At 36.8% G+C, this 11,948-nt stretch carries 14 protein-coding genes; 10 read left to right on the top strand and 4 right to left on the bottom strand.

What is annotated here, in order from left to right:
* Positions 1-19: 19 nt before the first annotated feature.
* On the bottom strand, positions 20-778 hold the full coding sequence (locus ACIQZG_RS11345; protein WP_402755292.1) for an SDR family oxidoreductase: 759 nt from the start codon (positions 776-778) through the stop codon (positions 20-22).
* Between the two features lie 170 nt (positions 779-948).
* Here ACIQZG_RS11345 and ACIQZG_RS11340 point away from each other — a divergent pair, with 170 nt between their 5' ends.
* A complete protein-coding gene (locus ACIQZG_RS11340; protein WP_402755291.1) occupies positions 949-1,515 on the top strand; it encodes a TetR/AcrR family transcriptional regulator in 567 nt (188 codons plus the stop codon).
* 109 nt (positions 1,516-1,624) lie between these two features.
* Here the strand turns inward: ACIQZG_RS11340 and ACIQZG_RS11335 are convergent, their stop codons facing one another.
* Positions 1,625-2,815, bottom strand: coding sequence for an oxalate decarboxylase family bicupin (locus tag ACIQZG_RS11335; RefSeq protein WP_402755290.1), 1,191 nt, complete (start codon positions 2,813-2,815; stop codon positions 1,625-1,627).
* Positions 2,816-3,141: 326 nt separating this feature from the next.
* Here ACIQZG_RS11335 and ACIQZG_RS11330 point away from each other — a divergent pair, with 326 nt between their 5' ends.
* The 8 genes from ACIQZG_RS11330 to ACIQZG_RS11295 all read left to right on the top strand — a co-directional run bounded on the left by ACIQZG_RS11330 (position 3,142) and on the right by ACIQZG_RS11295 (position 10,069).
* Positions 3,142-3,876 carry an N-acetylmuramoyl-L-alanine amidase gene (locus ACIQZG_RS11330; protein WP_402755289.1) on the top strand — a complete coding sequence of 245 codons (735 nt, stop codon included), beginning with the start codon at positions 3,142-3,144 and terminating at the stop codon, positions 3,874-3,876.
* Between the two features lie 140 nt (positions 3,877-4,016).
* The gene (locus ACIQZG_RS11325) at positions 4,017-4,331 is read left to right on the top strand and encodes a PadR family transcriptional regulator (RefSeq protein WP_402755288.1); all 315 of its coding nucleotides are present in this window, start codon (positions 4,017-4,019) and stop codon (positions 4,329-4,331) included.
* Between the two features lies 1 nt (position 4,332).
* Positions 4,333-4,866 carry a DUF2812 domain-containing protein gene (locus ACIQZG_RS11320; RefSeq protein WP_402755287.1) on the top strand — a complete coding sequence of 178 codons (534 nt, stop codon included), beginning with the start codon at positions 4,333-4,335 and terminating at the stop codon, positions 4,864-4,866.
* Between the two features lie 13 nt (positions 4,867-4,879).
* Entirely contained in the window at positions 4,880-5,410 is a 531-nt protein-coding gene (locus tag ACIQZG_RS11315) for a DUF2812 domain-containing protein (protein ID WP_402755286.1), read from the top strand.
* A gap of 409 nt (positions 5,411-5,819) precedes the next feature.
* The gene (locus ACIQZG_RS11310; RefSeq protein ID WP_402755285.1) at positions 5,820-6,725 is read left to right on the top strand and encodes an ABC transporter ATP-binding protein; all 906 of its coding nucleotides are present in this window, start codon (positions 5,820-5,822) and stop codon (positions 6,723-6,725) included.
* Positions 6,712-7,953 carry an ABC transporter permease gene (locus ACIQZG_RS11305; RefSeq protein WP_402755284.1) on the top strand — a complete coding sequence of 414 codons (1,242 nt, stop codon included), beginning with the start codon at positions 6,712-6,714 and terminating at the stop codon, positions 7,951-7,953. The genes ACIQZG_RS11310 and ACIQZG_RS11305 overlap by 14 nt, the downstream gene beginning before the upstream one ends.
* A gap of 228 nt (positions 7,954-8,181) precedes the next feature.
* Positions 8,182-9,360, top strand: coding sequence for a toxic anion resistance protein (locus ACIQZG_RS11300; protein WP_402755283.1), 1,179 nt, complete (start codon positions 8,182-8,184; stop codon positions 9,358-9,360).
* Positions 9,361-9,532: 172 nt separating this feature from the next.
* Entirely contained in the window at positions 9,533-10,069 is a 537-nt protein-coding gene (locus ACIQZG_RS11295) for a hypothetical protein (RefSeq protein ID WP_402755282.1), read from the top strand.
* 229 nt (positions 10,070-10,298) lie between these two features.
* Here the strand turns inward: ACIQZG_RS11295 and ACIQZG_RS11290 are convergent, their stop codons facing one another.
* Both ACIQZG_RS11290 and ACIQZG_RS11285 read right to left on the bottom strand, forming a co-directional pair.
* Complete coding sequence (locus ACIQZG_RS11290; RefSeq protein ID WP_402755369.1) at positions 10,299-10,796, bottom strand: GNAT family N-acetyltransferase; 498 nt, start codon at positions 10,794-10,796, stop codon at positions 10,299-10,301.
* A gap of 44 nt (positions 10,797-10,840) precedes the next feature.
* Positions 10,841-11,002 (bottom strand): hypothetical protein, encoded by a 162-nt coding sequence (locus tag ACIQZG_RS11285; RefSeq protein WP_402755281.1) that lies wholly within the window; start codon positions 11,000-11,002, stop codon positions 10,841-10,843.
* 379 nt (positions 11,003-11,381) lie between these two features.
* On the opposite strand from ACIQZG_RS11285, the gene ACIQZG_RS11280 reads away from it, so the two are divergent.
* Positions 11,382-11,948, top strand: a complete 567-nt coding sequence (locus ACIQZG_RS11280; RefSeq protein ID WP_402755280.1) for a TetR/AcrR family transcriptional regulator — start codon at positions 11,382-11,384, stop codon at positions 11,946-11,948.

The raw sequence follows: 11,948 nt of genomic DNA, 5'->3' as shown, positions 1-11,948 counted from the left end.
ATGTGCGTGCATGCTAATGCTAATAAGCAGTCCAACCGCCATCAGCTGTTACTATTTGTCCATTGATAAAGCTTGATTCGTCAGAGCCTAAGAAAATAGCAAGTTGTGCAATTTCTTCTGGTTGTCCAGCACGCGGATTAATGGCCATCCCTAATCCTTGACGAGCAGCACCAGTTTGGCTTATGTTCGACATTGACGCCCCGATATTTGTGATAACAGCACCTGGCGCGATACCGTTACAACGAATGTTTTTATCAGCATACATGAACGCAGTATTTTTCGTTAAGCCAACAACTGCATGTTTCGAAGCCGTGTAAGCCGCTCCAGCGCGAGCACCATATAAGCCACCAGCAGAAATATTATTGACGAATACACCGTGACCTTGTGCTAAGAAGATGTCTGTTGCCATACGCATTGAGCGCATGACTGCAGTTGTATTCACAGCAAAAACTTTGTCCCAACGTTCGTCAGAAATTTCCCCAACTGGCTCCATACCATCCATAATACCTGCATTGTTTACTAGAATATCTAATTTGCCAAAAGCATTTTTTGTTTCATCAAATAATCGTTGTAAGTCTTCAGTTGATGCGACATTTGTTTGTACCGCGATTGCCTCGCCCCCAGCCGTTTGAATAGCATCTGCAACAGCCTGCGCACCTTCAATATTTAAATCAGAAACGACCACTTTTGCGCCTTCTTTGGCATAACCTTCTGCGATTGCTTTACCCATACCTGAAGCTGCTCCTGTAACGATTGCTACTTTGCCTTCTAATCTCATCATAAAGACCTCCTAATTTTAATTTCGCTTTACACCAATTTGGTTAAATGTTGAACATGTGTTCAATAAAATAATATAATAATAGTGTAAACGATTTCAATATGCAGAAATCTTGGAAACGTTTAATAAACAACACTTTAAAGAAAACTGTTCATTTGAGAGGTGAAAAAATGACTAGACAAGATTTGCGCGTAGTGAAAACGAAGCAAGCATTACACCAGGCGTTACTCACTTTACTAGGTATAAAACCTTTAGAAAATATTTCAATTGCAGAAATATGTCGTGAGGCGAAGGTGAATAGGGGAACATTTTATCTACATTATGAACAAAAAGAAAAACTGTTTGAAGAATATTTTAGGGAAATCATGGTAGATCTAGAGCATTCATACGAGGAACCATATAGAGCTGTATCTGAGTTTAATAAAAATTTGCTTGATGCAAAAACGGTGCGGATTTTTCATCATATTGAGAAATTCAAAATGTTTTATCGGATTGTATTCTCAAAGAATGTTCCACTAACTTATTATTATTTATTGTTTGAAAAAATACACGAATTATTGAAAAGAGATATGGCTCAAAATAAACTAGGCATGATCAGTATTGATTATTTTAGTGCGTATCAGGCGAATGCGATAATCGGTATGATCATTGAATGGTACAACAATGATTTTGCGGAGAGTGCCAGCTATTTAAATGAGCAGCTCGTGGCTATTGTCAAATTGGACTATCATTGCTGAGTAAGGCTAAACTTGCAACCTAAAACAAAAATCCAAGGTAGGATCCCCTTTACTATTAAGTAGAGGCTCTCATAAAGAGAGAATCCGAATCCGACCTCATTATAAACAGTTATTTAGGATAGTAGGAAAACCCAGGATATTTGACGACTGGCCATTTTACTTTGCGTAGCGCATGTAATAATTCCGGCCCTACATGCAAGTTGTTACTCACTAGATTCTTAGGGGTAAGTGCCATCCATTGGTTTAACGACACATCGACAAATCGATCGCTTTTGAACATTTCTAAAAACCATAAAGTTTCATTCCCGGTATTTTGAATATAATGACCAGTAGCAAATGGAACATAGCCAACATCACCGGCTCGGTAATCGAATGTACGAGCAATACCATTGCCAGAAAATACCGTCATACGGCCCTGTCCGGTAAGATAATACTGCCACTCATCGTTGTTCGGATGCCAATGTAGTTCTCTCATCCCACCTGGTTTAATTTCAACTAGCGCTGCTGCGATTGTTTTTGATATTGGGAAATTAGAAGAGTCTACGATTCGTACACTTCCACCAGGTGTAATAATAGGTGTTTGTGCAAGTAGCTGATGCTTGAAGCTTAGAGGGATGGTTCCGTAAGGGGATTGTATCTTGTCACTTTCAAGTGGGCCAGGAACATTATCTTGAAAGATATAGACTTGTTTTGAAGGAATGTTGTCAAAAGCACTAATGGGCACGCCAAAATTGGCGGAAAGTACATCTTTTGGCGTGTGTGCAAACCAATCGGAGATCGATAAAGTATTAAGATCAGAAAAGTGACCATCATCGAATACGAGTAGGAATTCGCAGTGTTCCAATCCTTGAATTGAATGCGGAAGTCCGGATGGGAAGTACCACAGGTCACCAGGTCCTACGTCAGTAATAAAATTTCGCCCCTCTGCGTCGACTGAAGTAATTCGTGCACGACCTAATATCATATAGGCCCATTCTGCTTGTTGATGCCAATGTAATTCGCGCACACCCCCTGCTGTTAAGCTCATATTTACCCCCGCAAGCGTGGTTGCAATGGGTAGTTCCCTAACTGTTATTTCTCGTGACCAACCTCCATGATTTAATGTCATTGAAGCATCTGAAAACGAAAATTTTAAATTAGGAAGCAAGCCAGCATCCGTTTCAGGAGGAACTAGCATGTCTGGGTTTTCAAGATCCCGCATAATATCTCGTGGCCCGGTATCATATCCCCCTGAGCCATCATTCCGGATAGGCTGGGGAATATTTTTGTACATCCCTGTATTTTGTTCGGGGAATTCCATTTCATAGGCTCCTCTCATTGGCTAGCATTTTGGTTTGTTCTTTCATTACGGTATATGATGTAAAAATTGTATAAATGACTTTGGGATAAAAGACTAGTTTAGACTGTTTAGCTTGCTGTGCGTTTAGCGGTTTCTTCAAAACACGTTATTCTCTAAATGCTAAATCCAGACGCAAGTATGTGAAGTTGATTTTTCAATGACTTGTTTTTTCAGTAGAGAACCAGCAGGAATACGAACTTCTCAAGTAAAATTAAAAATGAATGTATTGTCCCTTCTTCCCTTTTAAACGTGTATATATTACATAAAGGGAGAAGGGGATGTTAGACATGATTACAATAAGCCCGGGGCATTGGCGAGTTGGTTCAGGGGCAAGCGATTTACTAGATGAAGTAGTGGAGGCCAGAAAAGTGGTCAATCGAGTAGTCGAGATTTTGGAGGATCACCGTATATTAACGACCAAGATTGAAGATAATGTGTCGAAGAGTCCTTCAAGTAATTTAAACTATTTAGTGCAACAACATAATGGCAGTAAACGAAAAGTAGATGTAAGTGTACATTTTAATGCAAGTGGAAATCGTGTACCGTATGGAATTGGTACAGAAGTCCTGTATTATGATGCGGTTTTATTAGCAACAACTATGAGTAAGGCCATTTCTGATACCTCAGGTTTGAAAAATCGTGGAGCAAAAAAGAGACAAGAGCTGGCATTTTTACATCGTACGACGATGCCTGCTATTTTGATTGAAGTTTGTTTTGTTAATTCGATTGAGGATGTAAAATTATATGAAATGCATTTTGAATCAATTTGTCGTGTGATTGCTGAGGTATTAGCTACTTATGTTGGGCAACCACTAACAACAATACCAGCAGAAAAAGTTGCCTTCTCCACAACGGCACTGACCGATAAAATCAATCTACTTTTACAAGATACCAACTGGAGACAACAGGTTATTACTAAGGGTGTTGAAATGAACGCACTTATGCCTGTGTGGGAGGAACGACAGATAGGTGATATAGATTCTTTAGGACTATGTACGATTCTTACAAAGAATTTAATATGAACGATAACAATGTAGTGATGATACAGTTGCTACATTGTTTTTTTCTGTAAAATAATAATTGACAACTATATCGACAGCTGATATATTTTAGTTGTATCGTCAGCTGATATATTGTTTGTCGATATAAAGGGGGTTTTTTTATGACACAGGAACATCCACCATTAACAGAAGGTGTGTATTATATTTTATTGGCATTATATGAAGCGCGCCATGGCTACGGTATTATGCAATTGGTTGAAGAAATGAGTAATGGGCGTGTCCGTCTTGGTGCCGGTACAATTTATGGTGCCATAAAAACACTGCAAGAACGAGAGTGGATTAAAGCGCTTGAGGGCGATGGTCGTAAAAAAGAATACATCATTACAGCAACAGGCAAAAAAGTCGTAAATCATGAAATTTTAAGATTAAGGGAACTTTTTGACAATGGTATCCGTATAACGGAAGGGGATGGGTAAAATGCAAAAATATCGCTTTGTCTTCAATCCATATGATGTGGAGAAATGGGTCAACGATATGGCAGCACAAGGTTGGCATTTAAAAAAATTTACTTGGCTACGCTTTTCATTTGAGCGTGGCGAGCCAGGGAGCCACATTTATCGCCATGATGAATTGGAATGGGGGACAGCACACGAGGATGAGTACCTGGAATTTTTAGAATCTTCGGGGATTGAATGTGTAGATCGCTCTGGAAATGTCATGTTTTTTAGAAAAAGGGCAAGTGAAGGGCCATTTGAACTCTATACCGATAAGAAAACCAAGGTCAATAACTTGTCGAAAAAAATAACACTTCTCGCATGTTTATTATTATTGAATTTAGTGATTGGCCTCACAGGTTTATTGAGAGGGTTACCAGAGTTAGCTACAGAATATGTTACATTCATGATGAGTATATGTAATCTCCTTATTGTTGTACTGTTTGCATTACCTTTGATACGTATTATCATGCTACAAAAGCATTTGAAAAAGGAACTGGATGTGTATACAGATTAGTGGAGGGCTACATATGAAGAAGATAAAATTTCGCTTTTTTATTGATCATGAAAAAGAAGAGAAATGGGTAAATGATATGGCCGAGCAAGGTTGGCATTTAAAGAAATTCTGGCCTTTTGTTCATGTATTTGAAAAGGGCAACCCTGGTGAATACATTTACCGTAACGAGATGGTGATGACACGGAAAAAAGACTATATTGAGTTTTTGGAAACGATGAATCTAGAGCATGTACATCGTTTTGGGTTTTGGTCGTACTTCCGTAAAAAACGTATAGATGGACCGTTCGACATTTATTCTGATTCGACAGATAAAATCCGTTATCTCTCTAAAATTAATAGTTTTTTCATTCCTGCTTGTATATTAAATATTTTCGTTGTCATTATGAATTTGGTGAATCTATTTCTATACAATGAAAAACCAATAGGAATGATGATTGCTATTACAGGGAACTTTCTCGTTGCACTTATGTTTTACATAGCAATTTATAAAAATAGTCAACGTAAAAAATCATTAAAGGCGACTCAACAATTATTCGAAGGCTAAGTTGACACGAATACCCCAATTAATTTACATGTAAAGGAGGGCGCTGATGAAGAAGCGATGTTTTGATTTTTTCTAGACTATGAAAAAGAAGAAAAATGGGTCAATGAAATGGCTTTACAAGGTTGGCGCTAGCAAAAAAATTTCTTATGTGACTTTCCATTTGTGAAGGGCGAGTCCGGTAATTACATTTATCGTAATGAATAGATCTTTAAATAAAGCAATGATTACTATGAGTTTTTAACGATGATGAATATTAAATGAGTCTCTAAATTCGCAGGCTGGGTTTATTTCCGGAAAGAAGCCTCAGATGGAGGATTTGAATTGTACTCAGATACACTTTCGAAAATTCAAGGTCGAAAAAAGATTGAAGCAAGTACTACATGTATATGAAGGTTAAGGAGGATATGAGATGACATTACAATTACAACATGTCACGAAAAAGTATAAGGATTTTACAGCAGTCGATAATTTAAATTTCACAATTGAAAAGGGTGAAATTTTCGGGTTGATAGGGCAAAATGGAGCGGGGAAAACGACGACGTTCCGTATGATTTTGGATCTGCAGGAGACGACTGCTGGCACGATTACGTGGAACGGCCAGCCTGTTAATAGCATTAACCGTGATGTACTTGGGTATTTACCTGAGGAGCGTGGTATTTTCCCGACGATGAAAGTTGAGGAGCAACTGTACTTTTTCGGCGAGCTACGTGGCATGAAGAAATCAGAGCTGAAAAAGGAAATCGATTTTTGGATTGCTCGATTTGATTTAGAGGAAAAGCGTAAGGATAAGGCGGAGACGCTGTCGAAGGGGAATCAGCAAAAGGTACAGTTGATTGCGAGTTTTATCCATAAGCCACAATTTTTAATTTTAGATGAACCATTTAGTGGACTAGACCCGCTCAATAAAGATTTACTGAAAGATGCTATTTTACTATTAAAAGATCAGGGCGCAACGATTTTGTTCTCAAGTCATCAAATGGATAATGTTGAGGAGCTATGTGACCATCTATGTTTATTAAAACGTGGTGTCTCACTATTTTCAGGAAGCTTACTAGACTTGAAGAAACAGTATGGTAAAACGAAGCTCGCTGTGCGTACAGATTGGTCGATTGCAGAATTACAGTCACTTGAAGGTGTCAAAGAAGTACGTGAAGAAAAAGAGCAAACTGTATTAACTCTTGAAGATGAGCGTTATGCACAACAGATTTTCGCAAAGCTTTCGAATGGGAAGTATATCGAAAAATTCAGCTTAGATTATTTATCACTAGATGAAATATTCAAAGATAAGGTAGGTGGCAACGTTGTCGAAGTTTAATTTATTAATGAAGCAACTATATACGTCAAAAATAAAATCAAAGACCTTTATTTTGACGACACTGCTATATGTTGTAATGATGTCAGTAGCAGTTTTCTGGTCAGATATTAAAGAACTCTTTACAGGTGATGATGAGGCAAAGCAAGTTGCTATTGTCAATAACACAACTGCAGATCTAAGTGGAATTTTTATTTCAACTGGTGATTTCGAGTATATTTTGGATGAAACAGATGTAAGTAAATTAGAGCAGCAAGTGAAAGATGAAGAAATTGTAGCAATCGTTGAAGTGAATGACCAAAATGGTCAATTACATGCGGAAATAGCTACGTTTACCCCATTGAAATTAAATGACCAAATGACGCTTTCTTCTTTATTGGAGTATGCTGGTCAGAACTATGCGGTACAACAATTATCGCTATCACCAGATCAAGCTGCGCAAATTATGGCTGCTGAAACAATTATCACAAATAAAAGTTTGAACGAAGAAGTATCAGGTGGAAAAAGTGAGGGTGAGAAGCAAGCCGGATTATGGGTTTCTTATGCGGTAGGTATCCTAATTTATATATTTGTTGTAGGGTTTTTATCTATGATTACGACAGAAATTGCTTCTGAAAAAGGTTCTCGCGCAATGGAGATGCTACTAGTTAGTGTTAAACCGACCACACATTTCAAGGCGAAAATTGCAGGAGTGTTCCTCTTAGCGATCACCCAAATGATGATTATTTTAGGGGCATTTCTACTCTACGCAAAATTCACAAAGGATGGCGTAATTTGGGGTGTTGCAGCTGACATTATTAAAGAGTTATCACTTGGTTATGTGTTATATGCAGTTGCCTTTTTACTGCTAACAATTATATTGAATTTGATTGTCGGTGCTTTGTTTGGCTCTCTTGTTTCGAAAGTGGAGGAAGGCAATCAAGTTTTAATGCCAGCGATGATGGTTACACTGGTTGGCTTCTATGTCATGCTAACAGGTATCGGCAACCCAGATACGATACTTATCAAAGTATTTTCATATATTCCATTTACATCTGGCATGGTTATGCCAATGCGAATTGGTGCGACAGATATTGGCGTGATAGAGCCGATGTTGTCACTCGGTATTTTAATTGGCACAATTATTGTTGTGTACATGTTTAGCTTATCGTTCTATAAACGCAGTGTGCTGACATATAGCACAGGTGGCGTGATCCAAAAAATTAAAACTGTGTTGAAAGTGACAACATGATGATGAAAAGCAGCTACTTTATGTGGCTGCTCTTTTGCATTCGAAACAAATGATATGAGTTATTTCGGTAATACAGTCGTATTTGTATTTCAAACAAGCTATAATTTAAGAAAAGAAGGTGTTGAAGGGGCATAAACGCTCAAATTTAATCGTGTTCGAATAAATGAAACCTTTTTAACCTTCAAATCGTATTAACATAATAGATATTAATTGCAGGGGGTATTACGCATGTCAGAATTCGACAATGATTTATTCAAACCAAAAGATCCATTTGCTTCAGAAAATCCATTACTACAACCACAGCCAAATCCGTTATTACAACCTACGCCGGCTTCAGCACCAGTGCAGCTTGTGTCTGAGCAAGAGCGTTCGCAAATTGCACAAAATCAGCTTGCATTAAAGCAAGATCCAGAAGTGCATGCACTTGCGCAAAAAATCGACGTGAAAGATCAAATTGCCATGCTTGAACTTGGAAAAGAAACGGCAAGTGGCATTTCCACGTTCTCAGATAGAATGCTTGCAACAATGAAAGCAAGTAAGCTTGAGGAATCAAGTGTACTCTTAAATAATTTAAATAAAATTATGGATAAATTTGATCCGAAAGACTTTGTAGAGGAGAAAAAAGGTGGCTTCCTCACAAGACTTTTCAATAAAGGGAAAGAGCAATTAGAAAGAATCCTCTCTAAATATGACAGCATGAACAAGGAAATCGATGTGATTTTCAATGAAATTCAGAAATATGAGGTCGAAATGAAACGTAATACAGTCGACCTTGAACATTTATATGATCAAAACTTAAATTACTTCCAAACATTAAGTAAATATATTGCGGCGATTGAAGTAAAGGCAGATCAAGTACGTGCAACACTACCTGCATTTGAGCAAAAAGCGCAAACAGGTGACCAGTTAGCAGCTATGGAATATGAGTCCATGCAACGTGCGGTTGATTTACTTGAACAACGTCGATATGATTTAGAAATGGCGCAACAAGTGTCATTCCAATCAGCACCACAAATTCGTTTAATGCAACAAGGTAATAATCACCTGATCGGTAAAATTAACTCGGCATTTGTAACGACAATTCCTATTTTCAAGCAAGGTCTTATTCATGCAGTAACATTACAGCGCCAAAAACTTATCGCAGATTCAATGAGCGAGCTTGATCGTCGTACAAACGAAATGCTAGTGCGCAATGCTGAAAATATTAGTAAAAACAGTGTCAATATTGCACGTACGGCTGGTAGCCCAAGCATTAAGATTGAAACAATCGAAACAACATGGCAAACAATTATGAGTGGTATTCAAGAAACGAAGCAAATTCAAGCGGAAACAGCGAAAAACCGTGAAGAAGGTCGCAAACGTATTGAACAATTACAACTTGAATATGAGAAACTGAAAAAAATGTAAGTGTGAAGCTCTTTGTACCAGCTGCGTACAAAGAGCTTTTTATTTTGACAAAATGAAAATAAGAAATTATGATTATATAAATGAGAATGATTATCAAAATTGAAGGAAGTTAGAGAATGCCAATTAAAGAAATACCATTACACAAACATCTTTGTAATGGAGTGAATGACTGATGATAAATAAAATGGACCAAATAGCGCTAACCTATGAAACGCTGCAAGATGGAGCGCTTGCTGTGACTGCAACTGATACATTAATGCTGTTACCACAAGAACGATACAAAGAGTTATTGCGAATAGAAGCATTATACAACGCTATTCAAGAGGGGTTGAGTGAAAAGCAATACATATTAGAGCAAGAACGTAAGAAGTTAAAAAAACAAAATGAAGTACTATTAAATGATATCCAAAAGTTGACGCAGCAAAATGTAGTGCTGCAAAAAAAGATAACGGAGAATAATTGCATTGTCGATGAGATGAAAGAGCTCCGTAGCCAAAATACTGAATTATTGATTGAGCTAAGTAAATTCACTGTTTTCACTAAGGAATCGCTTTCAGGCCCGTTAAAGTCAATGATCCGTGATTTACGCGAGCAGGGGGTAGGCATTAAAGAAATTCACATTCGCATTAAACGTCAGATTAATCCCGATATCAGCTATAGTATGGTAAGAAAATATATTTCGGAGCTAGAATCGAACAAAAAAGGGTAATAGATGAATGACCCTTTGATCTCCGTTACAGACGGTGCTTTCCAGGGTGCGAACTTTGAACCGCTTGGGGCAACAGGATGTTGGTCATGAAGGCGTTGTCACAGGACGTGACGTCTTTAGCCTTCGTTACTCTAATGCTCCAGCAGGATCTCAAGTTGCTCGCAGATTCCCTAGGCGTCACCGTCTTCCACTCCAATCAACTAGATATTTATTAGAAATTTGTTTTACTTTATAAGAGAGTAGAAGGAGATGAACCATTTATCTTTTTTACCATTTTATAATTAGTCAATTTGACACCTTTTCGCTCAACCGTTTGTGAGCAAACAGTATCGTAGCCTCTATGTACAAAGAATGGCTGAGCTGTAATGCTTGCATCTGTATCAATTTCAAATAGATTTAACTTTTTCGCTTCACTTTCAAGCTTATCAACTAATACGGAAGCTATACCTTGACCTTGATAATCTTTATGCACATATAATCTGTCTAAGTGTCCATCATAGGTTAAATCGGCAAAGCCCACTACTTGATCATCAATTTTTGCAACAAATGATATATTTTGACCTAATGAAACGATCCAAGATTTAATTTTCTTTTCTTTTTCTTCTCTTGGTGCCCAAGCATCTACTTCGCTTTGAGTATAATCTTTTAAATTAACTGAATGAATTGTTTCGTAAAACAAGGAAACAATTTCTTCAACATCGCTTTCTTTAAACCTCATTATTTGTATATTCATGTTTACCTCACATCTATCATTTAAAATAGCATCGATTGTCAAATGGATGTTTTCACGGATTTTTCATCGTAAGTAATTAATGACTTCCATAAAGCCCAACCTTGAGCGAAGTCCCATGTTTCATTATCTGAATTCATACTATTTAGCGTTAAAGCCACGTATTCACATCGCTTCATTTTATCATTTGCTAGAAATGGCATCCAGGCATTTCATCTCGCACTTTTCAATATTTATGTTTCCCTTTTGTTTAAGCAAAGCCTCTTTTGTTTCAGAACTACAGAAACTTAGATGAATAAGGCTAAAGTTCATTGTAATTTAGTTAGATTCAATGCATATAGACTAGCGATTAATGAGCTTAGATATATCAACCTTCAAAAATCTACGGCATCATAAGGAATTTAACTTGTTATTTTGACATCATTCGAAATTCTAAGCTTTTTGAATGTACGTCTAGGAAAAAATATTCCTATAAAGTAATAATTTATAAAAAACATTGGATTTTTACAGAAAGTGTGTATACTTTTAAATAGCGGTACCAGAAAAACTATACTGGTACCAAAAATGTTAGGAGGTAATTTTTTGAGAGAACGGATTATTAATGAAACAATATTGCAGATTGAAGATAAAGGATTCTCATTTACAGTAAGTGATCTTGCAAACGGATTATCAACAAGTAAAAGAACTATTTATACATATTTTTCTTCAAAGAATCAGCTAGTGGAAGAAGTAATTCAACATTTATTGATTCAGATTAAAGAGCAAGAGAGATTTATTATTGAGAACAATCAACTTTGTTTATTGGAAAAAATACATCAATTACTCATTTGCGTACCTAAACAATTTGAATTAATGGATGTACGGTTACTTGCAGATTTAAAAAAATATCATTATGAGGAATGGATAAAATTAGATCGTTTTTTGAAAGAAGAGTGGGATAGTCTAGTTTACTTAATGGAGCAGGCGATTAAAGAAAATTTAATAAAAAATATAAATTTATCTCTATTCATTGAGGTATATTTAGGGGCAATTAATCAAATTTATCAATCTAAATTTGCTAGTAAGAATGAAATGGCAGTTGGAGAAGTATTTCAGTCAGTAGTAGATATGTTGTTTCAAGGAATTATAAATGAACGGAGTGATAAATAG

This window comes from Lysinibacillus sp. NPDC096418 (genome assembly GCF_044762775.1).
Lineage (GTDB): Bacteria > Bacillota > Bacilli > Bacillales_A > Planococcaceae > Lysinibacillus.
The sequence above is the reverse complement of the archived record's forward strand: the minus strand, read 5'-3'. Positions and strand labels throughout refer to the sequence as shown.

What these genes read in the sequence shown, in the direction of transcription:
- ACIQZG_RS11345 (WP_402755292.1), bottom strand. Translation starts at nt 778, where the DNA reads ATGAGATTAGAAGGCAAAGTAGCAATCGTTACAGGAGCAGCTTCAGGT.
- ACIQZG_RS11340 (WP_402755291.1), top strand. Translation starts at nt 949, where the DNA reads ATGACTAGACAAGATTTGCGCGTAGTGAAAACGAAGCAAGCATTACAC.
- ACIQZG_RS11335 (WP_402755290.1), bottom strand. Translation starts at nt 2,815, where the DNA reads ATGGAATTCCCCGAACAAAATACAGGGATGTACAAAAATATTCCCCAG.
- ACIQZG_RS11330 (WP_402755289.1), top strand. Translation starts at nt 3,142, where the DNA reads ATGATTACAATAAGCCCGGGGCATTGGCGAGTTGGTTCAGGGGCAAGC.
- ACIQZG_RS11325 (WP_402755288.1), top strand. Translation starts at nt 4,017, where the DNA reads ATGACACAGGAACATCCACCATTAACAGAAGGTGTGTATTATATTTTA.
- ACIQZG_RS11320 (WP_402755287.1), top strand. Translation starts at nt 4,333, where the DNA reads ATGCAAAAATATCGCTTTGTCTTCAATCCATATGATGTGGAGAAATGG.
- ACIQZG_RS11315 (WP_402755286.1), top strand. Translation starts at nt 4,880, where the DNA reads ATGAAGAAGATAAAATTTCGCTTTTTTATTGATCATGAAAAAGAAGAG.
- ACIQZG_RS11310 (WP_402755285.1), top strand. Translation starts at nt 5,820, where the DNA reads ATGACATTACAATTACAACATGTCACGAAAAAGTATAAGGATTTTACA.
- ACIQZG_RS11300 (WP_402755283.1), top strand. Translation starts at nt 8,182, where the DNA reads ATGTCAGAATTCGACAATGATTTATTCAAACCAAAAGATCCATTTGCT.
- ACIQZG_RS11295 (WP_402755282.1), top strand. Translation starts at nt 9,533, where the DNA reads ATGATAAATAAAATGGACCAAATAGCGCTAACCTATGAAACGCTGCAA.
- ACIQZG_RS11285 (WP_402755281.1), bottom strand. Translation starts at nt 11,002, where the DNA reads ATGCCATTTCTAGCAAATGATAAAATGAAGCGATGTGAATACGTGGCT.